The sequence below is a fragment of the Streptomyces sp. NPDC093261 genome, assembly GCF_044753645.1.
Lineage (GTDB): Bacteria > Actinomycetota > Actinomycetes > Streptomycetales > Streptomycetaceae > Streptomyces.
On record NZ_JBIVNO010000020.1, the window covers coordinates 64,962 to 90,465 of the forward strand.

The following is a 25,504-nucleotide window of genomic DNA, read 5'->3' on the forward strand; positions in this document are numbered from 1 at the left end:
CAGTCCCGCCACGTCCTGGCCTCCCGTGATCGAGCGCTGCCGCCCCCACTCACTTCCATGCGTCGTGTGATGCCTTTGGGCGCTGCATTTGCCCTATGCCCCGGCTTCGAGGGAGCACCCCCATGTCATCCCGACGGCTTGATGATCGCACGCGGGTACGCCCTCGTACGCCCTCGCACGGAAGGGACGGGCGGCCGGTTTCTCGGACGCTCCGCATCATCCCACGGTAGGCGCATGCGCTGGGTACTGGGACGAGAGGTCATCAACAGATGTCGCCGAGCTGTACGCCAGCGGAGGTGACGATGCCGTACCACGAGCTCCTCGCCCGCGTGCGGGAGCTGGGCGAATACGCCAGTCAGGAGGAAGCGGCGCAGGTCACCGAAGCCGTCCTCGGAGTGCTGGCCCAGCGGATCAGCCCGGGAGACGGCGACGACCCGGCCTCCCAGCTGCCCGGACCGCGGGGGCAGGCGCTGGCCGAAGCCAAGCCGCAGCAGGCTGAGAGCTTCCGGATCGAGGAGTTCTACCCAGGTCGCCGAGCGCACCGGTGTCCGGTCGCGTACCGCAGAGTGGGACGCCGGCGCGGTCCTGACGACCGTGGCCAAGGCGGTCAGCGGCGGCGAGCTGAACCAGATCATCAGCCAGCTCCCCGCCGGCTATGCCGTCCTGTTCGGCAAAGCCGACCTCGCCAGCTGAAACAGCACGCCCCTGCGGTGTGGGCCGGGTGAACGGGCCCATGCCGCAGGCAGGAAATACCGCTGCTCATCCCCTCATGCCGGGTGAGGTCGGCCCGGTTGATCACGTCCATGGAGAGCGCAGCTCTACAGGGCGGGTGTGCCTGCCGGGCGGAGTTCGGGTAGGGATGCCGGGCAAGGCAGGCGGGGGGCTGCTGCCTGCTGAGTCAGTCCGTCTGCCGTGTTCTGTCCGAGTGGGGGGAGAACAGGACGGTCCGATCCTTGGTGCTGTTGCCGCGATGGGGCGTGACGCGCAGATGGGCAGTGACCTGCTTCCGTTGGGCGCGGCGAGTGACGGTCACTTTCGTGCCGGCGGCGCGCACGAGGTGCAGTCCGTGGCCCCCTACGCGGTGGGGGTCGGGCCTTTTGAAGACCGGTTCCTGGGGGGAGGTGTCCCACACAGTGATCACCAGCTCCTCGCCCACCATCTGCAGGACGAGCCCGCACGGTCCGGGGGCGTGGCGGGTTGCGTTCGCAATCAGCTCCCTGACGACGAGCTGGGCATCCAGGACCATAGCTTCGGGAACGGGAGCCTGGTCGGCATGAGGGCCACGGATGAGGAAGGCGCGTAGGGCCTGGCGCGCATCAACGGCGCGGGCAGCGCCGTCGGCCCAGGCCGTGCTGTAGCGCAGCGTGGCCTGCTCACCGGTGCCCTGATCGTCTGCCGCCTGCTTCATAAGCGGACTGATCATGTATGGGCTCTTTCATTGTTGTTCGCTGTCGTGAACGGCTGCCCGCCGAGCGTGCGCCCCGGCCACCGTACGCGCACGCCGCTCCAGTCTCCCTGGGCATGCCAATCATCTCGGACGAGAAGCGATGATCTGACGCAGCAACGCCATGCTGCGCGGTGGGAGACCACGCACCCCAGCAGGTACCAGCAAGCCGGGATACCGGCCCTGAGCCCGTCAAGGAGCGAGTTCCGCTTGGCGAAGGCTGCGAAACACCTCAGGGGTCGTCCATCCGCGCAACGTGGCGTGAATCGTCGAGCGGAATGCGGCCCCGGCCGTCGCGGCGTCGAGCGCCCCGGCCAGTTCGAGAGTCACGAGCCCATGCAGAGTTCCCCAGATCGACAGGGCAATCGACGTTGCGCTGCCAGCGAGGACGGACGCCGTCAAGGCGCGGTCGATCGCCGCGAGGAGCGGACGGATCGGGTCACTGGCACCGACATCCCCCGACGGGTCGAAGGACTGCACACCGCCGAACAGCACCGTGTACAGGTGACTGTGTCCGCGCCCCCAACGACGGTAGGCGACGGCGAGCGCGTAGAGGTCGGCGAGAGGGTCTGCGGAGGTCTGCACCGCCGACAGGTCCTGGAACAGGCCGGCGACGGCTCTGTCGCGCACCGCACCGATCAGCCCGTCCTTACCGCCGAACAAGGAGTACACCGCCGTCGTCGACGCCTCGGCGGCAGCGGCCACGGCGCGGACCGTGAGTGACTCTCGCGGACGGGTGGCGAGCATCTCGGTCGCGCATTCCACGAGCCGCTCTTTGACGACCTCGTCGTTTGTTCTCGGCCTACCCACGGCCAGCAGCCTACCCTCTCTGGTAACGTCGTTTTGAAACACTGTTCTGAAACTGTCGGAGGTCCGCCGTGCCCACGTTCGCCATACGTCTCGTCCGCTTCACCGGACGCTTACTGCTGGCCCTGGCCGCCGTCACGACGCTGGTCGTCGCCTTTCTCGCACTGATCGCCCTCACGGACGGGGCGGGTTCGGGGCTCGCCGCGTGGTTGACGACCCTCGGGGCCGGGACCGTCCTCGCGCTGTGGCGGGGCCGGCACCGCACCTGGCCGGCGCGGCTCGTGCCGTTCCTGCCGGTGGTCGTCGCGGCGGTGTTGACAGCGACGGTCTGCATCTCGACCGTGCCAACAGCCCGGCAGTACCCGCCCGTCCTACCCTTCGTGGCCACGCAGCATTGGAGCCTGGCCACAGGCAGCCGGTTAGCGGTGTACCACTACCCGCCCGCGAACCCCGGAACCCGGCATCCCCTCCCGCTCGTGTACCTCAACGGCGGACCGGTCCGCGGCATCTCGGTGCTCGACCACCGGTTCCTGCAACTCCTGGCACGCCACGGCTACGACGTCTACAGCTATGAACAAGCCGGTGGCGGACGAAGCGACCTGCTCCCCATGGGCCAGTACACAATCTCCAGGTCGGTCCGCGACCTCGCCGCCTTCGTCGACCGCCTGAACAAGGGCAAGGTCGACATCCTCGGATTCTCCTCGGGCGGGACCGTGCTCACCCGAGCCCTGGCCGACCCGAACGTCGCCGCACGCCTGCACCGAGCGATCATCGCTGAGCCCGGCCCCATGGACGGCCCCACGGCCCACCTCACCGGCCACAAGGGCCGAAAATCCGCGCGGGGCCTCGCACCGGCCATGACCGGGCCGCGATCGACGCACGTCCCACGGTACGCCGTGGCATTCGGCCTGATGCGACTTGGACTCCTCACCCCCGACACCGGACTGATCGGGCAGGCCGAAGGCGACAACGCCTTCACCGCCGCCGACCTCGGCAGCGACACCGCATCCGCGTACTGCGCGCGCGACGCGCACCGCATCCCAGCCGAGAACACCGCACAGAACTTCTCCTTCAGCCCCGTCGCCAGCCTTCGCGTCGAGCAGACGGTCAAGGACTCGCCCTCTATTGCACCGCTTCTGAGGCAGTCCCGGACCCCCGCGATGCTGATGATCGCCGAGTGCTCCTCCCAGGTCCGTCAATGGGAGACCACCGTTCTTGCCAATGACCCCGCCATCCAGCGCACGCAGTACATGCCCGGAGTCGGACACCACATGTGGAACGGCCTGGACGACAACAACGACCGAGCCGCCGCCGTCATCACTGCGTTCCTTCAGGACAAGCCAGCCCCCCTGCCGAACTACCCGACCCGCGACGAGATCGCGACCTTCCTGCGTGATCACAAATGATGACGTTGTAGCCCGTTGCGATGTGTCGGCCTCATGTCAGTGAGAACGTGGACTGCTGACCCTGATGGAGCGGTCACTCGCTGCTGTGGACGGGCGGGCAGAGAAGTGACCGTGCAGGATCACGGCGAGCTCGTTGCCGAGTACGGGACGAGGTTCACCAGGACCTCCATCTATCGCCGCCATGACGACGAACCGGGTTGGCGCTGGGCCCGATCCGGCGGGCCGTCCCGCGCGGCCCCCATGCGTGTTCCGTCTGATCCGGCCGCCGAGGCCATCGCCCGCCTTCCCGAGGGTGCCCCACCTGGTCAGGCCCCATGCCGAGGAACCGAGGGGCACGGCGAACTCGGGGCATGTTGCACACTCGGGCGGCACAGCTGCTCGCTCTCCGCCCTTCGGCTGGACGGAAACAACAGGGCACAGGACACCGCAGCCTGGGGCCGTCAGTCGGTCACAGCTGGGCCAGAGGCACGTGGCAGCGTGTCCAGCCGACGCTCCAGTCGCCGTCGAGCGGGGTGTAGCCGGCCTCCCGCACCCGTTCCGTCGCCTGTTCCAGGTGGCTCCGCAGTTCTTCGAGACTGCCGCTTCCCACCTCCTTGCTGCCGGAATCCAACTCCAGCTGGAGGTACATGACGTTGTCCTCTCCCCGGTGCTCCGCAGAGAACTCGACGGTGTAACAGCCGTTGCTGCCCTGGCTGTAGATGTGCACGTAGTGCTGCGTGATCTCGTCCGGATCGAAGCCGTACTCCTCGAACACTTCAAGGGTCTCGTACGGCGGGTCCGTGACGTCGCACGAGCTGCACCACCACTGGACCTGCCACGGACCGTCCGGGGCCCACCCCTCCGTTTCCAGCCTTGCCTGGGCGAGTTCGGTGAGGGTGGTGAGCGTTTCGAACCAGTCTCCGTCGGTGTCTGCGGTGACGTCGCCGCCCAGGTGATGGGCCGACTCCTTCGCCGTTCCTTCGGCGAAGTCGTCCACGACCGTCAGAACGCAGCCCGTGTCCTCCTGGTACTCCACCTTCGCGTACCGCCGCTTGCCCTCCTCGTCTCCACGGCGGTTGCCGGGCATGCCTCCGTCCGTCCGGGCATCTGTTCCATCGGCCTCCTCGCCCTCCGCCGATACCAGGTCCGGCTCCCGAGGCCCGACGGGTGCGAGCCGGCGAGGATTGAGGCAGACCGACTCCAACCGTGCCGTTCCGATACGGCTGTTGATCAGCGAGCCGGGAACATGCCCCCTCTGGTTGACAGCACGTGCCTGAAGGGAGCCGTCCTCGCTGCGGTAGAAGGCGACGTCGAATCCGCTGTCGAGCCACTGGCCGAAGACCTCGTCAGTTCCTGGCAGGCCGGAGCTGCTCACCTCGGCCGTGCAGAACAGTGCCCGGGCGGCGTCGAGGCCGATGGTCAGCAGGCCCGCGCGGCCCGGCTCCGCGACTGCGGACCTGGCGGACTCGGGTGCCGGCTCAGGCTTCTGGGTCTGCCGCCCCATCGGCACTTCGGGGATCGCGTCGGAAACGGGCACGGGCGGTCAACCTTCCGGAGTCGATGGACCCCGGTAGTGCACGTCCACACCCCGGTGATCTGCGGTTTCCCAACGCACCGCGCGCTGGGCTGGTCGTCACCCGGGGCATCCGCGGCGAGCGGGATGTCGTCCAGCAAGCCGAGGCTTGACGCCGGAACTCGCGACCGGGCGCGAAGGTAGCACCCGTGCGGATTTTGCACAATGTGATCCACAACGCTGGCCCCTTGCCCGGTGGTGTGGCATAGTTCCGCCCGGTCACGACGCCGATCGCGCCGAGGACCGGCTCCCACGGCCCTGTGGGAGCGAGCACCGATCTCCCTGCCGGTGGGTAAGGGGGTCCTTCGTCCACAGGAGGGCCTCATACAGGTCACTGACGCTGCGACCACACCCCCGAACTGGGATCTCTACGGGCGGACGGTCCTCGATATCCGATTCCCGGACCGGACGGTACGGGTCGCACCGCGTCCGCGGGGCACGGCCGAGGGCCCTTTCCCCGACCTCCCCGGACCTGCCGGAACCGCCGCCCTCCACGTCGTCACGGCGTGCGACCCCTGCGGCCGTCCCGCCCTCGCCGCGGACAACGCCCGCGCTCAGGCCGTGCTCCTCGACGAACTTGACCGGCGAGGGCTCGCGTGGTGGCCCGCAGCGGGAGGTGATGCGCACGGCACACACATCGAGCAGAGCGTCGCCATCGCCGGCTTGAGCGACTCGGCGGCACGTGAACTGGGACGGTGCCTCCGCCAGGACGCGGTCTTCGCCCGGACCCCCGGTGCCTGGCATCTGCTGTCCTGCGACGGCGGCGTGACGGACGTCCAGGGATGGACGGCGTTCACCTCCAACAGGGGTCGGAGCTTCGTCACTTGGCCGACCGCCTGACGGACCCGCGACCGGACGCCGAAACAACAGCACCAGGAACAGGAAAACGATGGGCATGTACCCCATGCGCACCCCAGAGCGTTGCCCCCGATGCGCCAGGGTGCTCTCCGGACCACCCGCCGAGCGGGTCAAGGCCGACGGTTTCCCCGCAGAGGTGACCTACGAAACCGACCCCGTGTGCGGTGCGCGCTGGCATGTGTGGGACAAGACCTCCCCGCTGCGCCACTTGGCCCGCCCCCACGTGGACGGCACAAGCTGACGTCACGATGCTGGAGCCGTACGCCCGCACCGACGTCGACGCGGTCGCCCAGCGTGCCCCTGCCGCCCGCTGCCAGGACCAAACCTCTGCCCGGCGTTCCGGCGGGTGCTCTGTCGTATGGAAGAGCGGGCCTCAACGTCCCTGCTGGCGCCTGACACTGGCGACCTCGCGTAATCGAGAGTCGCGTATTCCTTGGCTGGTGAGGGCTCATGGCCACCGTGAGTGGCCGTGGGGAGGGTAGCGACTCCAGGTTCCTCCGGCTTCTGCGACGAGGCAGACGTTCAGGCCACTGGGCGGATCCGGCCACCGGTTGTCTGTCGCAACGCGGCTTCCAGCCGGTCCCGGGCCTCGGTCTGGGCAGCGATCCGTTCGTTGAGGACCGCCAGTCGTTCCAACGCGACCTGCAGGCCCTTGTCCGAGGGCGGTGCGGCGGCCACATCGCCGTCCAGGCACGGCAGGAACACCCGCACGTCGTCCAGAGTGAGCCCCGCGGCCAGCAGGTAGCGGATATTGCGGACCCGCACCACCACCCGCTCGTCGTAGATGCGGTAGCCGTTGGAGGCCCGCTGCGAGGAGATCAGCCCGGCCTGCTCGTAGTGCCGCAGCGCACGGGCGGTTGTCCCGGTCGCCCTGGCCAGCTCACCGATCCGCACCCATCCCACCTCCCGGGCTACTCCTATCACGCCACGACCGCTCCGCCGTCGACTGGGAGTACTACGCCGGTGACGAACGACGCGGCCGGTGCGGCAAGTTGGGTGACTGCCCAGGCCACCTCCTCGGGGCGGCCGATCCGGGCCAGTGGGGTGTGCGCCAGCTGCCACTCCCGCACCGCTGCCATCCGCTCCGGCGTCAGGCCCTGGTGCTCGCCGATGGGTGTGTCGATCGCGCCGGGGGCGACCGCCACCACCCGGATCCCGCGGGGTGCCAGCTCGACCGCCCAGCTGCGGGTCAGCAGCTCCAGAGCTGTCTTGGTAGCTGCATAGACCGAGCTGCCGGGCCAGGCCCGCTGCCCCACCGACGTACTGACATTGACGATCACCCCGCCCGACTTCTCCAGAAGCGGCAGCGCGACCTGGGCCAGCAGGATGGGGGCGACGAGGTTGGTGGCAAGCTGAGCTGTGATCATCTCCGGCGTCAGCGTGCCGATGGCGCCGCTGCGCACGATGCCTGCGTTGTTGACCAGTACGTCCAGCCGACCGTGTGTCTCCAGCACGACCCGGATGATCCGATCCGGCTCGCCCTCGGCGGTGATGTCGGCGGTCAGCGGTGTGATCCGGTCGTGCCCGGCTGCGGTCTCCTTGAGGGGCTCGGCCCGCCGCCCGATCGCGACCACCTGGGCGCCCTCAGCGGCGAAGGTGCGGGCGGTGGCCCGGCCGATCCCGGTGCCGGCTCCGGTGACGGCGACGATCCTGCTGCTCTGCTGCGCGGTGCTGTTCATGCCGGTCATCGTGCAACCCTGCCGCCAGCGGCAAGGTCAAGCAGCGCCTGACGGGTGGTTGTCACCGCCGGTGGTCACCGGGGGCATAGTGACGCCAAGTTCCTCCGGCCGCTTCGGCGATCCGGGTGGTGTGGTCGTCGTTGTAGCCGAGCATCTGGTCGATCACCGGGGCCGGTGCCTGGAGGACGAGTTGACGGATCGCCGCTGTGCGTCCTGGCCGAGTCGGGAAGCCGAGACGGCGGAGCCGAGGTCGCCAGAGCTTCCGGGGTCATGGGTTGTCCGGCCCGGCGGCCGGGGAAGAGCCATCGGGCATCGGGATTGGTCGCGGTCTTGGTGTTCGGCCGCTGGCCCAGGTAGTCCAGCAGCATTCCGTCGAACGGGGCGGGAACGGGCGACGGTGGGTCGCCGAGCCGGACGAGGACCTTTCCGTCCTTGTGCTGGACGTCGTCGGTGCTGAGTCTGGAAATCCGAGTCAGGGGCTGTGCGTAGAGAAGGACAAGCACGGCGGCCACGCGGTCCTGGAGCGGGATGTCGTCACGGTTGACGAGTTGTCGCAGTAGCGCGAGTCGCTGGTGCTGGGTGATCGGTGCGGGATTGTCAGTCGAGCGGTGCGGGAGGGTGACAGCGGCCATGTGGTTGGAGCGCATGGCCCAGCGGATGAAGGTGTGGGTCGCGAGACGTCCTCCGCCACCGGCCTGCACACCTTCGACCACGCACCCGACGGGCTGCCATCTTCCAGCTCTGAGCGCCTAGCCTTCGCAGGGTCGCTGAACACCAGGGACCAGTGCTCGAGTTGGAGCCGGGCCTTGAGGAGTACCTCGGCGCCGGCGGCCAGGTGGAGGACGGCGTACTTCAGGTCCCGGGCGCTGACCCGTTCGGTGCCAGCCTCCAGGTGCTCGACCACGCTGACCAGGTAGTCCAGGCCGTTGCGGACCGGCGGGAAGTACACCTCGCTACCGGGGTGTTCGACCTCGCGCCCCGGGTCGTACGTCCGGGCCTCCGGGACGCCCGGTCTCCGCCGGCTGCCGGGTACGGCGACGTGCACGCCGAACTGGTCGGTCCACACGTCGCTGTTGGACTCGCTCGGCTGGGCGTCGTCCCTGGGCGCCATGGTCTTCCTCCGTCCTGAGCGCCATCGCCACGTCGGACGGCCACTCCCCGCCATGCCGGACGACTTCCTCGGCGAGGCGGGGGCGCTGCAGTAACCATGGTGACGACACCTTCTGCGCCATCTTCGCAACCGCTGATTCCGGTTCCAATACTCCCCACGGGCCGTTGCGGACCGAAAGGTGCGGCCAGTCTCTCTTTTAGCGGCTGGCAGTCGGGGGCCACTCGCGGCGGAGGAGGCCAAAGACCCAGGAGTCGGAGACGTCCCCGTTGACGACGCAGTCCTCGCGGAGGGTGCCTTCGCGGACGAAGCCGAGCTTCTCCAGGACCCGAGCGGACGCCACGTTGCGGGTGTCGGTCTCGGCTTGGACGCGGTTCAGGTCCAGGGTGTCGAACGCCCACCGCAGGACGGCGTGCGCGGTCTCCGTGGCGTAGCCGTGGCCCCACGCTGTCGCGTCGAAGACGTAGCCCAGGGACGCGCTACGGAAGTCCGGGTTCCAGCTGGTCAGGCCGCACCAGCCGATGAACGCGCCGTCGGAGACGCGGTCGACGGCCAACCGCGCTCCCGTGCCTTCCTCCTCGATCGTCCGGCAGGTCGCGATGAAGCGCTGCGCGCGGGCCGGTTCGGTCCAAGGCGGGGAGTCCCAGTAGCGCAGCACGTTGGCGCTGCTGTGCAGCGCGTAGAGCGGTCCCGCGTCGGCGTCGGTGAACGGCCTCAGTCGCAGACGGGCGGTGTGCAGCTCGGGGGTGGGCAAGGTCATGCGGAGCATCCTGCCCCGTCGCGCTCGCCCTGACCATCTGTTTGTCCGGACGGCCGGGGCGCGTACGCCCCCCGCTGACGCCGGACGCGCCGCATGGGCAGTGAGCTCGCAGTACCTTGCCGGCATGGCGAGCAAACGGCGGCCGTACTGGCGCACCCTCGAAACGCCGACCACCGTTGCCGCCCCGCCCGCCCGACAGGGCGAGGACAGGGGTCATGGCAGCCTGGTCAGCCGCAGGCCGCCCGTCGAGCGGTCGGCACGGTAGGCGGCACCGTACTGGCGGGCGAACCGGTTAACCTCGGCGCGAACCGGCCATCGAACGCAGGTAGGAGACGTAGGCCACCGAGGCGATCTGCTCCTCAGTCAGATGCGGAACCCACAGGCTGCCGAGCTGGCGCACGGCGCGCACCCTGTCGGCCAGGCCCGCGGCTGGTGGTACACAAAGGGGGCGAAGGCGCACACGGCGGGGGCGGCTTCACGCTGGTGTGTCGGACAGTTCGGATCTCGGACGATACCCGGCGCCGTCGTGGTGGCCGCTACGCCTGCTCTACCGTGCGATGACCGTTTGCGGCTGTCGGTGGATCGTCTGGTGTCAGGTGGTTGCGCCGTGCTCGGCTCTCCGATCGGCCAGGCCCTGTCCCCGGTGCTGCACCGCGCCGCCTACACCGCGCTCGGCCTGGACTGGCGCTACCGCGCCATCGACTGCACCCCCGGCCGGCTCGCGGCTTTCCTCGCCAGCCTGGACGACGGCTGGGCCGGGGCCGTTCACGCGCGCCGCCGTCCCCGTGCTCCACGAGGTCTCACAGACGGTGAAGGCCACCAGCACCGCCGGCACCGTCACTATCCGCGACGGCCGGCTCCTCGGGGAGAACGCCGACGTCGACGGCACGCTCCAGGCCCTCCGCGACGCCGGGATCACCCGGGTGGAATCGGCGTGCGTGCTCGGGGCGGGCGCGACCGCCGCCACCGCCCTCGCCGTCCTGCACACTCTCGGCTGCCATGACGATCTCCAGCCCGTGCTGCCCCACCCGGATCGGGTCGGCGGCATGGGTCACCGGCGGCTGAGGTCTCGGTGTCCCACGCGGTTACCGGGACGACGCCCTCACCGGCCTCACCCGCGGTCGCGGCCTTGCCTCCGCGGCAGCGGGAAGTCGTGACGCCGCCAAAAGACGGCGGGGTCGCAGCGTCGTTGGGCGTGCGACCCCGAGCCGGGCCCCCGGGATACAACGCGTCGCCGTCGATGCGGCCCAGCAACCGCCGTACTGTCGCTTGCGCAGGCAGGCGCCGCTTCGAGAACAGCGGATTGGGTTCTACTCCAAGGTGTTCCAGGACGGTGGACGGCGCGTCAGCGATCCACTCGCCGACCGCCAGCAGGGAGGTTGCTCCGGCCAGCACCGCGCAGGCGGTCAGCGCGAGCACGACGACCAGAGCGTGCCGCATGCCGCGCGGATCTCGCGGGTCGGGCACCTCGCCCAGGCGCTCCAGCAGGCCCGGGAGCTCCTCGGGCGCGGCCTCGGGATGCTGGCGGAGTTGCTCAAAGACAGGCGGGATCGGCGATGATGCTTCGGCAGGCACGGTCTTCCACTCGGATCACGGAGCGTCCAGAACTCCATGATCTTGGAAGCCCGCCTCTGTGTCGCCCCGGGAACCTCGCCCAGCTGTCAGATTTCCAGGAACCCGGCGTCAAGCGACCACGCGGAGGCCCTGGTCGTCAAACATGCCAAGCCCAGGCCGCGTTCGTCACTGGACGGTGAGCGGCGAGCTCAGCGGGCGCTGCCGATGTTGCGGTCCGCTTCGGAGCCCTGGAGCATCAGTGTGGTCTCTTCTATGCGGCTGAAGCGGCCGTCGGGTGCCAGGTCGGCGAACACGTAGACCTCGGTGAGCACGGTCGAGCCGTCCTTCTTCGTGATGTTGACCGTGTGGCGGTCGGCGTACTTGGTGCCGTCGTAGAGCTCGTCGTGGACCTCGACAGAGCCCTCGGCGACGAGCGTGCGCACGTGGGCGATGTGCTCGATGAAGCCGGCGCGGTCGGCCCACTGCCCGTCCGTGCGCTGCCGGTAGCCGGGGGCGAAGTGGCGGTCGGCGGCTTCTTCGACGGTGATGTCGGTGTTGAAGATCAGGTCGGTGAGGGCAGCGGCGACGCCAGTGGGGTTCATGGGGGATTCCTTTCACGGTGAATATCCAGAAAGTGCGTGTGCTGCGCACGCTTCACGACTGTAGCACCGACTGCGTGCGCAGCGCACGCTACTGTGGGGGTATGGAGAACGAGGTAGGACACGAGATCGCCGATGCGCTGGGCATCCTGCTCAAACGCACCACCCGCGCCCAGTTGCACAAGAACCTGACCGAGGGCATGGGCGAAGCGGTGGACGAGCTGACCTACCCGATCCTCAGCGCACTGGCCAGGACCGGTCCCCGCAGTGCCGCCGACCTGGCTCCGGACGCCGGACTCGACCGCTCCGGCGTCACCCGCCGTGCCTCCCGCCTGGAGGCCGCCGGACTCATCCGCCGCGAACCGGACCCCACCGACCGTCGTGCATCCCTGCTGGTCCTCACCGACGAGGGAGAGCACACCGTGGCCGAACTACGCGAGCGCCTGGCCGCCCGCATCGCCGCGAGCCTCAAATCCTGGCCCCCCGGAGACGCCCAGACCTTCGCCCGCCACCTCCGCCGCTTCATCATCGAAGGCCCCTTCGCGTAGCCGCCTCACAATAGCGACGAAAGCGGGTGTACACCGTCTTCCACGGGCCGTAACGGGCCGGCAGATCGCGCCAGGAGATCCCGGTGCGCATCTTGTAGACCATGCCGTTGATGATCTTCCGGTCGTCAACGCAGGTCGGCCCGTCATGGCCCGCGGTATCACCGACCGCGAGTAACTCCCACTCGCGGTCGGTGAGTTCATGGCGGCGTATCACACCCACCGTGATCCATCACGAGATGATCTTGAAGGCGGACCCTAGTTCCAGTACTGCCAGACGTCAGCAGTGGCCTTCGCCCCGTCACTGCTGTAGATGGCGGCGGCGACGGGGAAGCCCTTGACGTGGACCCACGGGGAGCACGTCTTGTTCTTCGGCCCGTAGTACGTCCGCGACCAGATCTGCTGGTCAGGGTTCGGTGCCCCGACGTACGCCCACATGGCGATGGTGTAGCCCTTGCGGAGGTTCGTGCCCCAGATGTTGTAGCAGATCTGGGCGCTGTGTTTGACGAGCACGTACTTGGTCTGCTCGCCGTTGTGGCCGTTGGTGTGGATGCGGGTCGGGCCGCGACCGGCGAGAACGTCGGCCGGGCTCTGTGCCGCATCCCGCGACGAAGAGTCCGCCGTGGCTGTCCCGGTGGCTCCGGCTGACCAGCCGGCCACCGCGAGAGTCGTACTCACCGCGAGTGCTGCGACGCGCCTGTGTGTCTTCTTCATGATGTCCCGTTCCCTGGTGGTCAAGCAGTGGGATGGGCATGCTCTCCACTGCCCCGCCAGCGTGCGCCAGATCGGCGAAGTCCTTCCGCCGTCTGCCGGCAGTTGGGCACTTCCCGGGACGTCCCGTGCGCTGATCTGCCACGAAGCCGAGGAGCCTGATGCTGTTCCGGGACGGAGGCAGAGGCGACCGACCGGGGGCTCCTCCCGGATCCGCACACTCCAGCCTGTTCCCGTCCGCAGGCAGACGGACCGGTGTACATCGTTCCGAGATGATCCGGGCCTCGGACACCGTCGGCCTCTTCCAGCTCGAAAGCGCCGGTCAGCAGGATCTGGTGGGCCCCGCCTGCAGCCCGGGCACATGCAGGACGTCGTCGCCGACATCAGCCTCTTCCGCCCCGGCCCGGTCTTGTTTCCGCAGTCGGTGTGTGCACGCTCAGCCGGTGGTCGGACATCCGGGGCCCTACGACCTGCCCATCGCCGGGTAGGTCCCTACCTGAGCAAGCACACGGAACGCCACCCGCCTCACCACCCGCCCCCGCACGACAGAGCACAACCTGGGCCGACTTCCTACGCAGCCAAGCCGATGCGCTGCTCGCCTGCGATCTGTTCGAGGTCCGCACCCTGACCGGGGCACGCCTGTACGTTTTCGCGGCCATCGAGCACTCCACGAGGCGGATCCGGATCCTCGGTGCCACCGCGCACCCGACCGACCTTCTACAACGGACACCGCCCGCACCGAGCCCTGGGCCAAGCCGCTCCCCTCCGCCCACTCCCCCACCCGATCAGCGAACCGGGGAACACCAGACACCCGGAGATCCGCCGACGAACCCGACTCGGCGGAACCCTCCACGAGTACCACCATGCCGCGTGACCAGGCCGGAGGATTTATCGGCGCCCGCAGTGCTCCAGGGTCATACCGCCGCCGGGACGCCAAGTTCGGCAAGCAGGCCGCGCACGCGCTGCTCGATCTGGTCCCGGATGGGGCGCACGGCGTCCAGGCCCTGGCCCGCCGGGTCGTCCAGTTGCCAGTCCAGGTACCGCTTGCCGGGGAAGACCGGGCAGGTGTCCCCACAGCCCATGGTGATCACCACGTCCGAGGACTGCACGGCTTCTGGGGTGAGGATCTTCGGCTTCTGGGCGGAGATGTCGATGCCGACCTCTTTCATGGCTTCGACCACGGCCGGGTTGACGGTGTCAGCGGGCGCGGAGCCTGCCGAGCGGACCTCAACGTGGTCGGCGGCGAGGTGGGTGAGGAAGGCGGCACCCATCTGGGAGCGGCCGGCGTTGTGGACGCAGACGAACAGCACCGAGGTACGCGGGGCGGGAACGCTCATGGCAGGAGTCCTTCTCGAGGGAGGGCGGGTCAGGAGGAGGCGAATTCCGGTTCGCCATGCGGGACGACGACCTCGTCCCCGGCGGGAGCGGGACGGCCGTAGACCACCGCGACGGCGCCCAGTCCGAGCGCGGCTCCGAGCAGTTGGGCCGCGATGAACGGGATGACGGATGCGGGGGCGATGCCGGCGAAGGTGTCGGTGAAGGCACGTCCGATGGTCACTGCCGGGTTCGCGAACGAGGTGGAGGAGGTGAACCAGTACGCGGCCCCGATGTAGGAGGCCACCGCCGCCGGAGCGAGCGCGGCGCGGCCGATCCGGTTGAGGCCGAAGATCAGCAGGATCAGCCCGGCCGTGGCTACGACCTCGCCCAGCCACAGATGGCCGGCGGACCGGTCGTGGGTGGAGAGCTTCACCAGCGGCCTCGCGAACATTGCGTCGGCCAGGATCGCCCCGCCGATCGCCCCCGCGATCTGGGCGGGTACGTACGCGGCGACGTCCCGCAGGGTGAGCCCGTCCACGGTGCGGCGGCCGGTGAACCAGGCCGCGAGAGTCACGGCGGGGTTGAAGTGCGCCCCGGAGACCGGGCCAAGCAGGAGGATGAGCACGCCCAGGCCGAAGACGGTGGCGAGGGAGTTGGCGAGCAGCTGCACGCCCACGTCCCGGGACAGTTCGGTGGCCTGGATGCCGGAGCCGACGACGACCGCGACCAGCAGCCCGGTCCCCAAGGCTTCGGCGGCCATGCGGCGGCCGAGGGATGTGCTCACGCGGTGGCTCCTGCGGTCTGCGGCGTGGTCAGGAACGCGGCGAGCTGGTCGAGGACGCCGGGCAGCGCCCAGTAGTACACCCACGTGCCGCGGCGTTCGCAGTCGATGAGCCGGGCCTGGCGCAGGAGCTTGAGGTGGTGGGAGATGGTCGGCTGGGACAGGTCGAAGGCGGGTGTCATCTCGCACACGCAGACCTCGCCGCCCTCCCGCGAGGCGATCATCGAAAGCAGCCGCAGCCGGACCGGGTCCCCGAGGGCCTTGAACACCTTCGCCAGCCGAGCGGCGCGCTCATCGTCCAGTGGTGCGGACGCGAGACCGTCGCAGCAGCCGGCGGTGCCCTGGTCGATCACCTCAAGCTCTTGTTTCGACATAGCTCTATGTTGACGTTTTTCGATTCAAGGCGCAAGGTTGCATCAACGAACGTCAATACAAGCTGTCCCGGGGCACCGCCATGTCCCGTCACCTGGGAGTGAGTCATGCACGAGCAGTCCACCGACCTGCGTGAAACCGTCCGCGAACGCTACGCCGCAGCGGCCCTGAGGGTCACCGAGGGCGGCACCGCCTGTTGCGGGCCGCAGCCCGTCGAGGTCGACGAGAACTTCGGCCGCACCCTCTACGCCGCCGACGACCGCGACGCCCTGCCGGCGGAGGCCGTCGCCGCCTCCCTCGGCTGCGGCAACCCCACCGCCGTCGCCGAACTCCGCGAAGGCGAGCGGGTCCTGGACCTCGGCTCCGGCGGCGGCATCGACGTCCTGCTCTCCGCCCGCCGGGTCGGCCCGACGGGGAAGGCGTACGGACTGGACATGACCGAGGAGATGCTCGCCCTCGCCCTGGCCAACGCGGAGAAGGCGGATGCGACGAACGTCGAGTTCCTCAAGGGCACCATCGAAGCGATCCCGCTGCCCGCGAACACCATCGACGTCGTGATCTCCAACTGCGTGATCAACCTGTCCACCGACAAGACGGCCGTGTTCGCCGAGACCTTCCGCGTCCTCAAGCCCGGCGGCCGGATCGGCGTCTCCGACGTCGTCGCCGACGACACCCTCACGCCCGAGCAGCGCGCCGAGCGCGGCGACTACGTCGGCTGCATCGCAGGCGCCCTGTCCTTCACCGAATACCGCCAGGGCCTGGAAGCCGCCGGTTTCACCGACATCGAGATCACCCCGACCCACCTGGTCGCCGACGGCATGCACTCCGCCATCGTCCGAGCCACCAAGCCGGTGGCCGCAGACGCCTCCTCCGAGGCGACGCAGTCGGCCGACGCATGCTGCGGTGTCAACGCGTGCTGCACCTCCAGCGAGACCTCCGTCGACCCCGCCCCGACCGTCACCGAGGCCAAGACGGCATCCGGGTGCGGCTGCCGGCACTGAGGCCACGCGGAGCAGGGCCCGCACGCCACGAGCCCTGCCCGTCGCCGCCCGGCACCCCGCCGACCAGCGCGCCAGTCACCCGAGCCGACCTCACCGGACCCCGGGCCCCTCGAGGCCCCGGGTCTCGCTGCCGGCGGCTACCGGCGACGCGGCGCGGTTGCCCGGATCTCCGCCAGGACGACACCCGTCCCGGAGTCACAATGCACGGGGACGTACAGGCCCCAGTCGGCGTCGCCAGCGGTGAGCCAGTCTCCGGCCCACGGGCCCGGGGTGGTCAACAGCTCACGGCCACCGAGCGGGCCGCCCGCGAGACGAACGATCACAGCAGTACCTCCCTCAATCACTGGCAGGGCTCTCCGGCCCTCACCCCTTAGCGGTCCTCAGCAGCAGAACGACAGCACCGGAGGCTCGGTGGTAGGGATCCGGTGTGACCTGGACGCCGCGGGAACCCATGCTGAGCGCTCCCGTGCCCGGGCCTGAGCTACGGTCGGGCTGGGCTGCCGAGCCGAAGTGGGATGGGTTCCGGGCCCTGGTCTCCGTCGACGCGGGCCGGGTGGTGCCGCGCTCCAGGCGCGGCACCGAGATGCTTCCGGCGTTGCCGGAGATTGGGGCTGGAGCCGCACAGCTGCCGGACGCGCCCGCGCTGGACGGCGAGCTGGTCGTATGGGACACCGCGGGACGGCTCGCCTTCGAGCAGCTGCAGAACCGGCTTCAGCGGCGCGGCGCCAGGGCGGCCCGGACGGCTGCCGAGTGGCCGGCCCACTTCGTCGCGTTCGATCTGCTGCGGCTGTCCGGGACCGACACGACCGGGTGGCCGTATCGGCGGCGCAGGGCCTCGCTGGAGTCCGTGTTCGCCGCGCGCCGGCTGTCGGCCCCGTGGGTGCTGTGCCCGTCGACTACCGACCCTGACACTGTGCGTGAGTGGCTGACGTGCGCGTCGATCGGAATGGAGGGTGGGCTGTTCAAGCGGTTGGACAGCGTGTACGAGCCTGCGGTGCGCGGGTGGCGGAAGTAAAGGTGCGCGAGACCACCGAAGCGATCGTCGGCGCGGTCACCGGCACACTCGCCTCTTCGCGCGCCCTGCTGCTCGGCAGGTTCGACGACTGCGGCCGCCTTCAGTACGTCGGCCGCACCACCACTCTCGCCCAGACGGCGAGCAGCACGGTCTAGGGGCCAGCGACATACCTGACAGCCACACTCGCGAACTACGCTCCTAAAAATCCCGATTCCAGACCGGGCGAAGTGGGCCGCGCGCAGCTGAAAACAGACTCCTCGTCGTTCAGTTCCGGCTGATGCGCATGGCACCACCTGAGCCGCCTCCGGGAGCGCCAGTCCGGGGGCTCCCCTCAATGAATTACGGCACTGGCCGAACGGCCCAGGCAAGGGCAGGCGATCTGGCAAGCGCTTTGGTCACGTCGGCGGACGTGGATCTGGTAAGGGAACATAGGCCAACGCTCACCTTCCTTCTTGAATGAAACATCAGCCGCAGCCGTACCCACAGATGCAACGCAGGAAGAAGTCAGCGTCGATCAGCGTCGGTTGACGACCTGCCAGGAAGGGATATCGCCATGTCCTTTGCCAAGATCATGCTGGCCAAGAAGGCCAAGAAGAAGGAATGCGGCGCCGCCGGCAAGGCCAAGCACCACAAGAAGAAGCACCACCACCGCAAGCACAAGAAGGCCGCCGCCAAGTAGTACGGCTTCGCGGAAAACGATCACACAAGCAAGACCGCGCCGGGGTCCGTTCGTGCAGTACAGGTGCGCGACGGATCCCGGCACGTCGTCGGATCGGGCAGTGCCCAGGAAGCGCCGGCCATGCACAGTGCAGCACCTGTCACCATGCCCGTGGCCGGATCCGGGGCGGGCCCCTCGGCCAGTGTCCCGGCCCGGACGCGGCACGCCCGTATCTCTTCATTGGCCGCGTTCCGGACGTTCTGGCCGCTGGTCAGCGTCAACCGCCTGACCGTACTGGTGTCCGCCGCGCTGCTGGTGGTCTCCGCGGGATGCGACGCGGGCGCGATCGGGATCGTCGGCGTTCTCACCGACGACGTGCTCACGCCCGGCGACCTCGCCGCCTTCTGGGGACCCGCCGCCCTCTGGCTGGGACTCGCAGTGGCCGGCGCTGTCGCCTCCGCAGCGGGCGGCTATCTCGCCGGCTGGACCAGCGAGCACTTCCTGCTCGGCCTGCGTGACCGGGTCTTCCAGCACCTGCAACGGGTGCCACCGGACGCCCTGGACCGCTTCGGCACCGGCGACCTGGTCTCCCGGCTGACCGGCGACATCGAGACCGTCGAGTCGCTGGTCGCCTCCGCGCCCGTAGAACTGATCACCTCCGCCGTCGGTGCGGTGGTGTTCGCCACGGCGGCCTTCTGGACCAGCTGGCAGCTGGCCCTGATCACCCTGGCCGCCGCCCCGTTGATCTGGTTCGGTGCCCGGGCGTTCGGCACCCTGATGCGCTCCGCCACCCGTGCCGAACGCGACAGCAACGGCCGTCTGGCCTCACTGCTGGAGGAGAGCCTGGCCAACATGCCCCTGGTGCAGGCATACGGCCGGCAGCAGGCCGAGCACAGCAAGGTGCACCGCGAGGGACGCAGCTGGATGCGCGCCGGACTGCGGCAGATCCGGCTGTCGTCGGTGTACGGGCCGATGGGCGAACTGCTCGAGACACTCAGCGTCCTGGCCGTGATCGGCGCCGGAGCCTGGCAGATCTCCCAGCACCACCTGAGCGTCGGCGGCCTGCTCTCCTTCGCCGCCTTCCTCGGCTACCTCCATCCCAGACTCCAGGAACTCGGCGAGCTCGTCGTCAGCGCCTCCTCCGCCACCGCCGCCTGCGAACGCCTCATCGAGGTCCTGTGCACCGGCCCCCTGCCCGCAACCACCCCTCACGAGGACGTCCCGCCCCTCGCCGGCCCGGTCCGCGGGGCCGTGACCTTCCAGGACGTCAGCTTCTCGTATGCCGGCAGCGGACACCCCGTGCTGGAAGGAGTGCGCCTGGACATCGCACCCGGCCTGCTCGTCGCGGTCACCGGACCCAGCGGCACCGGCAAGTCCACCCTCGGCAAGCTGATGCTGCGGTTCCACGAGCCGTCGCAGGGCCGCATCCTGCTCGACGGCCGGGACATCGCCGAACTCCCTGTCGAGGAGGTGCGCCACCACATCACCCTGCTCCCGCAGGACAGCATGCTCTTCGACGGCACGGTCCGCGACAACATCACCTACGGCCGCCCGGACGCCACCGAGGCCGAGGTACTCGCAGCCGCCGCCGCGGCCGACGCCCATGACTTCGTCAGCGCCCTGCCCGAGGGCTACGACACCCCGGTCGGCAAACGGGGCAACAACCTTTCCGGCGGCCAGCGCCGCAGGATCGCACTCGCCCGCGCCATGCTCCGCACCGCGCCTGTGCTGATCCTCGACGAGCCCACCGCCGGACTCGACGATGCCTCCACCGCGCGCATCATGGCACCGCTGCGCCGACTCACCGCCGGGCGGACGACATTTCTCATCACCCACGATCTGCGCCTGACAACCCAGGCCGACCTCGTCCTCCACCTCACCGACGGCACCGCAGTCATCACGACCCCGGACCAGTCACCGACAACAGGCGTGCAGCCGGGGCACGAAGCGGCTTGAGAACCGACAGAATCGGGTCCATGCCGGCGTCGCCCCCACGGACCTCGCCGCCGGCGATCGCTTAGTGATGTTCTTGATCTTGCGGCGCTCAAGCAGGGTGAACGAACTGGGTCGGCCGCCCCTGTACTTCGGGGGGAGCGAGTGCAAACCTGCGGCGCTGAAATTGTGGTTCACGTCCCGGATCCGGTCCGTGCTGGTGAACGTCACCTCAGCGATCTTCGCCACGCTCATGCCCTGCGGGGACAGCAGCACCATCTGCGCCCGCTGCCAGGTCACCACCGAGCCGGTGCCTTTGCGGATGATCCGCAGCAGGTGCTGCCCGTCGTCGTCACCGATCTCGCGGACGCGTACTCGTTCGTCCACCCGGGCAGCCTGGCGGGATGGCGCTTGCCGGACCAGGAGGTGACTTCGGTTGGTCAGCCTGCTTTCGGGTTCTGCGGGACCTGCGCTCGCGTGAACTCGTGGCTCCGCTCCACTTTCGCCACGTGCAGCGTGTGGCTCTGGTACCACTCGGCTTGCCCGCGTCTTTGCGCCGCGCGGTGCTCGGCGTTGCTCCGCCACTGCGCGAGGGCGTCGGCGTCGCGGAAGTACCCGACAGTGATTCCCAGCCCGCCAGGAGTCTGCGCGTGGTCCGTCCCCAGGAACCCAGGGACGTCCTTGACCAGCTCTTCCATAGGTGCGTCGGCCGTCGCATGACGCGGTCGGAGCGCATCCGTCCCAGCACCTCGACCGGGAGGCCGTCGAGGGGGTGGGTCATGCGCAGGGCGTCGTGGTCGGCGTCGAAGACGATGAGCATGTCGCGGTCGCCCGCGTGCCGGCGGCCCATCTCGATCAGGTCTGTGACCACGCGGCGGACCTGGGCGGCGGTGACCTCGGTGACGTCGTCGTCCGGGCCGAGACGGACGGCGTCCAGAAGCTGGCACCAGGACGTCCGGCCCGATTCCAGGCTGGCGACGAAGGAGTACGGCCAGCCCGGCACGAACTGGTCCGAGGACCGTCCGCTGCGGCCGTGGACGTGACTGAAACAGACGGTCCGCGCTGGTCGGGGCGTCGAGGCGGAGCCAGTTGCTGATGTCGACGGCGAGGACCGGACGGCCGTCGGCGGCCTGCTGCATGGGCAGGCCGGCCAGCACCTGTCGCAGCCGGGGCACGTCCACGTTTCCGCTGTTCAGTGCGTCGTACATGGCACCGTTCCCGCGCCGGTGCTCGGCCAACAGCGTCAGGTCCACCGGCGAGGTCACGTGAAGTCGAACAGTTCGCCCCGCGAGCGGTCAGACAGCCGAATAGGTCCTCCCGGAAGCGTGACGCTTTCGCGAACGCTTCCCCCGGAACCTGAGCTGTGGTCGCGTGCGTCCTTGGTCGGAGCACATGATCAGACGAAGGACGCCTCAGCGTACGGCGAACGCCCAGGTGAACGATCTAGTTCGAGGAGCAATTCGACTCATCGATAGCCTGCATCACCATGATGCGTGCTTGGATCCTGCCGATGCTGCTTGTGCTCAGCGGCGCAGCCGTCGCGACTGGGCAGATCTTCAAGGGGAGCCCCGGCACAGCCGCAGCACTCCTGCTGGCTTTCCTGGCGCTCGCCGGCGTGAACTCACCCCTGATCTTCCCGAGGTCGATCGGTGCGCAGGAGGCACAACGCCGCAGTGCGGTCGACGGCCGACCGGTCGTCTTCTGGCGGCCGGGCTGCAAGTACTGCATACGACTGCGCATCCGGCTGGGCCGCAGCGCCCGCCAGCTGCACTGGGTCGACATCTGGCGCGACCCGGCAGCAGCCGCAGCGGTGAGAGCAGCCAACGACGGCAACGAGACCGTGCCGACCGTCGTCGTGGCGGGCCAGCCACACACCAACCCCGATCCCGAATGGGTGCGCGAACAGCTCTCCCCTTCAGAGTGAGCAGAAACCCCGACCCACCGGAGAGGCGCCCGCAGACCCAAGCGCAGGGAGGTTAAAAGAGAAACTAGACTGAGTGCCTACATCCTCGTACGGCATGCGTACACATAAGGCATGTATGCCGTACGAGAAGCGCACATGCCGTGTCGGATCGCCGGTGTCGCGTCGCACGTCTACACCCACCCCACCCCGAGTTTTCGTCGTGCGGCCAGTTGGTCAGGGGTGAGCTTGCCACGCCTGGCGCGGGTGTCGGAGATCCATACGCCCAGCTGAGGGGGACCGGTTCTGTCTCGCCTCGCTGGCGATCTGGACGACGGTGCCGCGGGGTACGGGCCGACTGCCTTCCCGTTCGACCCACCGTGTGAGTGCGGCGAGTCCGCGTTGGAAGGTTTGCTGCGCCTTGCCTTCGCCACACGCCCGGCGGCCGGGGCCGGAGACGGCACCTCGAGCGGCTTGGCGCCCAGCCGGCGGGACGGACCACTGCTCTCCAGCGTCCTCGCGGCCGGCGATCCACAGCTGGCCGAGGCCTACCGGCTGTCCGCGAACCTCCTCGGCGGCCACCTGCCCGCAGACGATCGCGAGCTCCTGCGCGATGTGATCGACGCTGACGTACGTCAGACACACGCGTACTGGCGCCCGCGGTGACCTCGCCACCGAAGGTGGGCATGGGTGTCCTGCCCGGTCCGGTTGTCAGCTGCCGTCGCGGGCGACGTGCCGACCGACGGTGGTCCAGACCGGCTCGGCCGCTTCCTCGGGTACGGCGCCGGTGAGGCCGTCGAGGTGCTGGACGGCCTCGCAGGTGATGTAGCGGTCGGGGTCCGGGGACTGCAGGCAGCGGCGCAGCAGGTCGGCGTAGAGGTCCTGACGCTGGAGGTGGGCGGCGTGGGTGCCGACCAGGAGGTGGTTGTGGGCGAGGGCGTCGGTCAGGGCGTACAGGACCAGGCGCTGCCACTGCTTCATGCTGTCGCCGTGCAGGGTCCGCAGGTGCTGGGCGCGGGCGAGGTAGGCGTTGATGCGGCGGCAGTGGTGGGTCACCAGCGCCAGGAGTTCCGGTGGCACCTCGTCGCCCACCGGGCGCGGGGCCGGCTCGACCGTGCAGGAGGCGGGCGCGGGCGGCAGGCCGTCGCGGATCTGCTGCAGGCTCGTGCCCTGCTGCGGGCCGTGAGGGATCTCGCTGCGCCGCTGGCTTGCGCGGGTGGGTGGAGGTCATGGCCGTGCCGTTCTTACGGCCGGTCCCACGATCCGGCGCCTGCTGGGTGGCGTGGCCACACGCGGGGCGCTGTGAGTGACGCGGCGCGTCTGGGGCCTACCTGTCCGCGTCAGTCGTGGGCTGACGCGGCACTCGGCCAGGCACCGTCGCAGCCCGGCGAGGGGGGCGGCACCAGCCAGGACAACGACGGTCGTCCTGCCGGGGTCACGGCGCGACGGCCGGCCTGCCGGGTCCCGTTTGCGGAGCGGCGTGCGAAAGCAGGCCGGGCTGCCCAGCGGCAGCCGCCGCCGCGTTCCCGGGCTGCGGCGCGAGGAGGCCGCCGTGCTGGCCGGGGTCAGCACCGAGTGGTACACGCGGCTGGAGAAGGGCCACATCAGCGGTGTGTGCGAGGACGTCCCATCCCTGCAGCGTGAGCTCCTGCCAGAACATGTGCCCGACCAGCCCTCGCACGCACAAGCCGTTTTCACGAACCGGGGTTCAGGCCCTCGGAGCGCCGCTGCGCATGCCCGGGCGTCGGGTCCAGATACACCCGGCGCACCGCCGGGAACGCCTCGTGCAGTCGCTGCTCGGCCCGCTCGCAGGCCCACTCGACCTCGGCGGCGGTCGACAGGTCACGGAAGTCGACCTTGGCCGCCACCAGGGCCTCCCCCGGCGCCTGCACCAGCGTCGTCAGCTCCAGTACCGCCTCGATGTGCTCCACCTGTAGGAGTTCCGCGCGGATCCGCTCCCGCACCGGCCGGGGCAGCGGCCGCCCGATGAGAAGCTCCACGTTCGACCGGCCGAGTACCCAGGCGACGTACAGCAGCAGTACGCCGATGGACAGGGAGGCGATGCCGTCCCAGACCCCGGATCCCGTGAGCTGTCCGCCCAGCAGGCCGCCCGCCGCCAGCACCAGGCCGATCAGCGCAGCCGAGTCCTCCAGAACCACCGCCTTCACGGCGGTGTCGGGCGTGTGCCGCAGATAGAGCCGGAAGGGCATCCCGCGGCGGTCCGCGTCACCGCGCGCCTGGCGCACCCCGGTCCGCAGCGAGAAGCCCTCCAGCACGAAGGCGACCGCGAGGACGATGTACGACACCCGCGGGTCGCCGAGCGTCTCGCCCCTCGTCAGGGTGTGGATGCCGTCGTAGAGGGAGAAGACCGCGCCGCCGACGAAGGTGGCGACTGCGGCGAGTAGCGCCCAGACGTAGCGTTCGGGGCCGTAGCCGAGGGGATGGTCCTCGTCGGGGGGTCTCCGGCTGCGCTTGAGCGCCGTCAGCAGCAACACCTCGGTGACCGTGTCGGCGACCGAGTGCGCGGCCTCGGAGAGCATGGCGCTGGAGCCGCTGATGAGGCCGGCCGCCACCTTGGCCATCGCGATGCCGAGGTTGGCGAGGGCGGCGACGACGACCGTGGGGGTACTTCCGACGCCGATGGCCCGCCGGTCCGGGTGCAGAGCTTTCGCCATGCCCCTCAGTGTTCCCACGGAACCTGTACCACACCCTCCTGGATGACCGAGATGGCCAGGCGCCAGTCCTGCGTGTAGATGCGGGCCTGACCGAGGCCGCGGCCGCCGTATGCCGACGGGGACTGCTGGTCTGTACAGCAGCCACTCGTCGGCCCGGAACGGCCGGTGGAACCACATCGCGTCTCGCCGAGCGCGGCAACCCCCGGCCGGGTGGTGAGGGGCGGCATCGACAAGCGGGTCTCCCTGGTGCCGCTCGCTGTCCAGGCCCTCGAGGCCTATCTCGCCGAGCACGGCAACCCCGGCCGGAGGAGATCTGTCGCCTGCTGCTTCATCGGGTCGGACAGATGACCCGGAGGTGCAGCTATCCTGCCCGGTCGAGCGTGACTTCGATGTCGGTCGGAACTGACTGCCACATCACGCTGAGGAGCGGGTCCTGGACGATGTAACGGCGTATGGCCGCGAGCGCGTCCGCTCTGGGCTTGCCGGCAGCGTGATCGAAGGCGCGGTTTCCGCCGCCGCTGATGTGCAGGTCCGCCCAGGCGGGGTTGTCGGTGAAGCATGCCTGGAGCCCCACCTTCCAGTACTGGGGCTGCCAGTACGGATCCTGCCGATCGTCGTCCTCGTTGACGGCGAGCAGTCGTCCAAAAGACAGCGCGGGCCGGTTCCCGGTCCGGTCCCAGACGCCCCATTCAACGATGAAGCCGTCCCCGTCGTCCTCGGGCCCCTCGATGCCCTCGATGCCCTCGACCGGTACCTGCACGAACTCCACGAAGGCAGCCCACGCCGCCTCCATGGTGCAGGCACCAGCAGCGACGCAATACCGAACCAGT

33 protein-coding genes, 7 pseudogenes and 1 riboswitch are annotated in these 25,504 nt (G+C 69.4%); of the genes and pseudogenes, 17 read left to right on the plus strand and 23 right to left on the minus strand.

Features of this window, described 5'->3' with window-relative positions; genetic code table 11:
• Positions 1–302 precede the first annotated feature (302 nt).
• A pseudogene (locus ACIP94_RS31130) lies at positions 303–693 on the plus strand (DUF2267 domain-containing protein).
• A gap of 205 nt (positions 694–898) precedes the next feature.
• Here ACIP94_RS31130 and ACIP94_RS31135 read toward each other — a convergent pair.
• Complete coding sequence (locus tag ACIP94_RS31135) at positions 899–1,423, minus strand: ATP-binding protein (RefSeq protein ID WP_402433019.1); 525 nt, start codon at positions 1,421–1,423, stop codon at positions 899–901.
• A gap of 213 nt (positions 1,424–1,636) precedes the next feature.
• Positions 1,637–2,254 (minus strand): TetR/AcrR family transcriptional regulator, encoded by a 618-nt coding sequence (locus ACIP94_RS31140; RefSeq protein ID WP_402433021.1) that lies wholly within the window; start codon positions 2,252–2,254, stop codon positions 1,637–1,639.
• A gap of 68 nt (positions 2,255–2,322) precedes the next feature.
• On the opposite strand from ACIP94_RS31140, the gene ACIP94_RS31145 reads away from it, so the two are divergent.
• Entirely contained in the window at positions 2,323–3,657 is a 1,335-nt protein-coding gene (locus ACIP94_RS31145) for an alpha/beta fold hydrolase (RefSeq protein ID WP_402433024.1), read from the plus strand.
• Positions 3,658–4,105: 448 nt separating this feature from the next.
• Here ACIP94_RS31145 and ACIP94_RS31150 read toward each other — a convergent pair whose 3' ends face one another.
• Positions 4,106–5,173: a hypothetical protein gene (locus ACIP94_RS31150; RefSeq protein ID WP_402433026.1), complete on the minus strand. Its 1,068-nt coding sequence runs from the start codon at positions 5,171–5,173 to the stop codon at positions 4,106–4,108.
• Between the two features lie 56 nt (positions 5,174–5,229).
• A riboswitch (SAM riboswitch) is annotated at positions 5,230–5,339 on the minus strand.
• Positions 5,340–5,497: 158 nt separating this feature from the next.
• Here ACIP94_RS31150 and ACIP94_RS31155 point away from each other — a divergent pair.
• Positions 5,498–6,049, plus strand: a complete 552-nt coding sequence (locus ACIP94_RS31155) for a DUF3293 domain-containing protein (protein ID WP_402433029.1) — start codon at positions 5,498–5,500, stop codon at positions 6,047–6,049.
• 100 nt (positions 6,050–6,149) lie between these two features.
• Complete coding sequence (locus ACIP94_RS31160) at positions 6,150–6,308, plus strand: hypothetical protein (RefSeq protein ID WP_402433031.1); 159 nt, start codon at positions 6,150–6,152, stop codon at positions 6,306–6,308.
• A gap of 281 nt (positions 6,309–6,589) precedes the next feature.
• Here the strand turns inward: ACIP94_RS31160 and ACIP94_RS31165 are convergent, their stop codons facing one another.
• The 4 genes from ACIP94_RS31165 to ACIP94_RS31180 all read right to left on the minus strand — a co-directional run bounded on the left by ACIP94_RS31165 (position 6,590) and on the right by ACIP94_RS31180 (position 9,614).
• A complete protein-coding gene (locus tag ACIP94_RS31165) occupies positions 6,590–6,961 on the minus strand; it encodes a MerR family transcriptional regulator (protein ID WP_402433231.1) in 372 nt (123 codons plus the stop codon).
• A gap of 26 nt (positions 6,962–6,987) precedes the next feature.
• Positions 6,988–7,755, minus strand: coding sequence for an SDR family NAD(P)-dependent oxidoreductase (locus tag ACIP94_RS31170; RefSeq protein WP_402433034.1), 768 nt, complete (start codon positions 7,753–7,755; stop codon positions 6,988–6,990).
• A gap of 463 nt (positions 7,756–8,218) precedes the next feature.
• On the minus strand, positions 8,219–8,857 hold the full coding sequence (locus ACIP94_RS31175; protein WP_402433036.1) for a hypothetical protein: 639 nt from the start codon (positions 8,855–8,857) through the stop codon (positions 8,219–8,221).
• 196 nt (positions 8,858–9,053) lie between these two features.
• The gene (locus ACIP94_RS31180) at positions 9,054–9,614 is read right to left on the minus strand and encodes a GNAT family N-acetyltransferase (protein ID WP_402433039.1); all 561 of its coding nucleotides are present in this window, start codon (positions 9,612–9,614) and stop codon (positions 9,054–9,056) included.
• Between the two features lie 124 nt (positions 9,615–9,738).
• Here ACIP94_RS31180 and ACIP94_RS31185 point away from each other — a divergent pair, with 124 nt between their 5' ends.
• Together ACIP94_RS31185 and ACIP94_RS31190 are read left to right on the plus strand one after the other, a co-directional pair.
• Positions 9,739–9,879 (plus strand): hypothetical protein, encoded by a 141-nt coding sequence (locus ACIP94_RS31185; RefSeq protein WP_402433041.1) that lies wholly within the window; start codon positions 9,739–9,741, stop codon positions 9,877–9,879.
• Positions 9,880–9,981: 102 nt separating this feature from the next.
• Positions 9,982–10,365: pseudogene (locus tag ACIP94_RS31190) on the plus strand (hypothetical protein); the annotation flags it as partial.
• Positions 10,366–10,414: 49 nt separating this feature from the next.
• Here the strand turns inward: ACIP94_RS31190 and ACIP94_RS31195 are convergent.
• The 3 genes from ACIP94_RS31195 to ACIP94_RS31205 form a co-directional block, all read right to left on the minus strand.
• Positions 10,415–10,615: a hypothetical protein gene (locus tag ACIP94_RS31195; protein WP_402433253.1), complete on the minus strand. Its 201-nt coding sequence runs from the start codon at positions 10,613–10,615 to the stop codon at positions 10,415–10,417.
• Positions 10,530–11,054, minus strand: a complete 525-nt coding sequence (locus tag ACIP94_RS31200) for a transposase family protein (RefSeq protein ID WP_402433234.1) — start codon at positions 11,052–11,054, stop codon at positions 10,530–10,532. Before ACIP94_RS31200 ends, ACIP94_RS31195 begins: the two co-directional genes overlap by 86 nt.
• Before the next feature lie 323 nt (positions 11,055–11,377).
• Positions 11,378–11,770, minus strand: a complete 393-nt coding sequence (locus ACIP94_RS31205) for a nuclear transport factor 2 family protein (protein ID WP_402433044.1) — start codon at positions 11,768–11,770, stop codon at positions 11,378–11,380.
• A gap of 101 nt (positions 11,771–11,871) precedes the next feature.
• Here ACIP94_RS31205 and ACIP94_RS31210 point away from each other — a divergent pair, with 101 nt between their 5' ends.
• Positions 11,872–12,315, plus strand: a complete 444-nt coding sequence (locus ACIP94_RS31210; protein WP_402433047.1) for a MarR family winged helix-turn-helix transcriptional regulator — start codon at positions 11,872–11,874, stop codon at positions 12,313–12,315.
• Here the strand turns inward: ACIP94_RS31210 and ACIP94_RS31215 are convergent.
• Positions 12,293–12,535 carry a transposase gene (locus ACIP94_RS31215; protein WP_402433049.1) on the minus strand — a complete coding sequence of 81 codons (243 nt, stop codon included), beginning with the start codon at positions 12,533–12,535 and terminating at the stop codon, positions 12,293–12,295. The genes ACIP94_RS31210 and ACIP94_RS31215 overlap by 23 nt on opposite strands.
• 35 nt (positions 12,536–12,570) lie before the next feature.
• Positions 12,571–13,026: a hypothetical protein gene (locus tag ACIP94_RS31220; RefSeq protein WP_402433052.1), complete on the minus strand. Its 456-nt coding sequence runs from the start codon at positions 13,024–13,026 to the stop codon at positions 12,571–12,573.
• A 525-nt stretch (positions 13,027–13,551) separates the two neighbouring features.
• Between ACIP94_RS31220 and ACIP94_RS31225 the strand changes: the two are divergent.
• Positions 13,552–13,897, plus strand: a pseudogene (locus ACIP94_RS31225) (hypothetical protein); the annotation flags it as partial.
• A 40-nt stretch (positions 13,898–13,937) separates the two neighbouring features.
• Here ACIP94_RS31225 and ACIP94_RS31230 read toward each other — a convergent pair.
• The 3 genes from ACIP94_RS31230 to ACIP94_RS31240 are packed head-to-tail and all read right to left on the minus strand — an operon-like array spanning position 13,938 to position 15,495.
• On the minus strand, positions 13,938–14,360 hold the full coding sequence (locus tag ACIP94_RS31230; RefSeq protein WP_402433055.1) for an arsenate reductase ArsC: 423 nt from the start codon (positions 14,358–14,360) through the stop codon (positions 13,938–13,940).
• 29 nt (positions 14,361–14,389) lie between these two features.
• Positions 14,390–15,124, minus strand: a complete 735-nt coding sequence (locus ACIP94_RS31235) for an aquaporin (RefSeq protein ID WP_402433058.1) — start codon at positions 15,122–15,124, stop codon at positions 14,390–14,392.
• Positions 15,121–15,495: an ArsR/SmtB family transcription factor gene (locus ACIP94_RS31240; RefSeq protein ID WP_402433061.1), complete on the minus strand. Its 375-nt coding sequence runs from the start codon at positions 15,493–15,495 to the stop codon at positions 15,121–15,123. Before ACIP94_RS31240 ends, ACIP94_RS31235 begins: the two co-directional genes overlap by 4 nt.
• 105 nt (positions 15,496–15,600) lie before the next feature.
• Between ACIP94_RS31240 and arsM the strand changes: the two genes are divergently transcribed.
• On the plus strand, positions 15,601–16,494 hold the full coding sequence (gene arsM, locus ACIP94_RS31245) for an arsenite methyltransferase (protein WP_402433064.1): 894 nt from the start codon (positions 15,601–15,603) through the stop codon (positions 16,492–16,494).
• A gap of 137 nt (positions 16,495–16,631) precedes the next feature.
• On the opposite strand, the gene ACIP94_RS31250 is transcribed toward arsM, so the two are convergent.
• Complete coding sequence (locus ACIP94_RS31250; RefSeq protein WP_402433066.1) at positions 16,632–16,817, minus strand: hypothetical protein; 186 nt, start codon at positions 16,815–16,817, stop codon at positions 16,632–16,634.
• A 104-nt stretch (positions 16,818–16,921) separates the two neighbouring features.
• On the opposite strand from ACIP94_RS31250, the gene ACIP94_RS31255 reads away from it, so the two are divergent.
• From ACIP94_RS31255 to ACIP94_RS31270, 4 genes are all read left to right on the plus strand, one after another.
• Positions 16,922–17,509 (plus strand): hypothetical protein, encoded by a 588-nt coding sequence (locus tag ACIP94_RS31255; RefSeq protein WP_402433069.1) that lies wholly within the window; start codon positions 16,922–16,924, stop codon positions 17,507–17,509.
• On the plus strand, positions 17,497–17,664 hold the full coding sequence (locus ACIP94_RS31260) for a hypothetical protein (RefSeq protein WP_402433072.1): 168 nt from the start codon (positions 17,497–17,499) through the stop codon (positions 17,662–17,664). Before ACIP94_RS31255 ends, ACIP94_RS31260 begins: the two co-directional genes overlap by 13 nt.
• A 398-nt stretch (positions 17,665–18,062) precedes the next feature.
• Positions 18,063–18,188, plus strand: a complete 126-nt coding sequence (locus ACIP94_RS31265; RefSeq protein ID WP_402433075.1) for a hypothetical protein — start codon at positions 18,063–18,065, stop codon at positions 18,186–18,188.
• 120 nt (positions 18,189–18,308) lie between these two features.
• Entirely contained in the window at positions 18,309–20,123 is a 1,815-nt protein-coding gene (locus tag ACIP94_RS31270) for an ABC transporter ATP-binding protein (RefSeq protein ID WP_402433078.1), read from the plus strand.
• Between the two features lie 48 nt (positions 20,124–20,171).
• Here ACIP94_RS31270 and ACIP94_RS31275 read toward each other — a convergent pair.
• The 3 genes and pseudogenes from ACIP94_RS31275 to ACIP94_RS31285 all read right to left on the minus strand — a co-directional run.
• A pseudogene (locus ACIP94_RS31275) lies at positions 20,172–20,486 on the minus strand (IS630 family transposase); the annotation flags it as partial.
• Between the two features lie 53 nt (positions 20,487–20,539).
• Positions 20,540–20,764 (minus strand): hypothetical protein, encoded by a 225-nt coding sequence (locus tag ACIP94_RS31280; RefSeq protein WP_402433237.1) that lies wholly within the window; start codon positions 20,762–20,764, stop codon positions 20,540–20,542.
• Positions 20,662–21,491, minus strand: a pseudogene (locus tag ACIP94_RS31285) (transposase); the annotation flags it as partial. The gene ACIP94_RS31280 and the pseudogene ACIP94_RS31285, both read right to left, overlap by 103 nt.
• 94 nt (positions 21,492–21,585) lie before the next feature.
• Between ACIP94_RS31285 and ACIP94_RS31290 the strand changes: the two are divergent.
• Together ACIP94_RS31290 and ACIP94_RS31295 are read left to right on the plus strand one after the other, a co-directional pair.
• Positions 21,586–22,023: a glutaredoxin domain-containing protein gene (locus ACIP94_RS31290; protein ID WP_402433081.1), complete on the plus strand. Its 438-nt coding sequence runs from the start codon at positions 21,586–21,588 to the stop codon at positions 22,021–22,023.
• Positions 22,024–22,473: 450 nt separating this feature from the next.
• Positions 22,474–22,665 carry a hypothetical protein gene (locus ACIP94_RS31295; protein ID WP_402433084.1) on the plus strand — a complete coding sequence of 64 codons (192 nt, stop codon included), beginning with the start codon at positions 22,474–22,476 and terminating at the stop codon, positions 22,663–22,665.
• Positions 22,666–22,710: 45 nt separating this feature from the next.
• Here ACIP94_RS31295 and ACIP94_RS31300 read toward each other — a convergent pair whose 3' ends face one another.
• Entirely contained in the window at positions 22,711–23,079 is a 369-nt protein-coding gene (locus tag ACIP94_RS31300) for a hypothetical protein (protein ID WP_402433086.1), read from the minus strand.
• Positions 23,080–23,467: 388 nt separating this feature from the next.
• Here ACIP94_RS31300 and ACIP94_RS31305 point away from each other — a divergent pair.
• Positions 23,468–23,626, plus strand: a pseudogene (locus ACIP94_RS31305) (transcriptional regulator); the annotation flags it as partial.
• 67 nt (positions 23,627–23,693) lie between these two features.
• Here ACIP94_RS31305 and ACIP94_RS31310 read toward each other — a convergent pair.
• Both ACIP94_RS31310 and ACIP94_RS31315 read right to left on the minus strand, forming a co-directional pair.
• Entirely contained in the window at positions 23,694–24,674 is a 981-nt protein-coding gene (locus ACIP94_RS31310; RefSeq protein WP_402433089.1) for a cation diffusion facilitator family transporter, read from the minus strand.
• 5 nt (positions 24,675–24,679) lie between these two features.
• A pseudogene (locus tag ACIP94_RS31315) lies at positions 24,680–24,854 on the minus strand (acyl-CoA thioesterase II); the annotation flags it as partial.
• Here ACIP94_RS31315 and ACIP94_RS31320 point away from each other — a divergent pair.
• The gene (locus ACIP94_RS31320) at positions 24,840–25,022 is read left to right on the plus strand and encodes a hypothetical protein (RefSeq protein ID WP_402433256.1); all 183 of its coding nucleotides are present in this window, start codon (positions 24,840–24,842) and stop codon (positions 25,020–25,022) included. The pseudogene ACIP94_RS31315 and the gene ACIP94_RS31320 sit on opposite strands and share 15 nt — an antisense overlap.
• A 13-nt stretch (positions 25,023–25,035) precedes the next feature.
• Here the strand turns inward: ACIP94_RS31320 and ACIP94_RS31325 are convergent, their stop codons facing one another.
• Positions 25,036–25,467 (minus strand): hypothetical protein, encoded by a 432-nt coding sequence (locus ACIP94_RS31325; protein ID WP_402433092.1) that lies wholly within the window; start codon positions 25,465–25,467, stop codon positions 25,036–25,038.
• Positions 25,468–25,504: the final 37 nt, after the last annotated feature.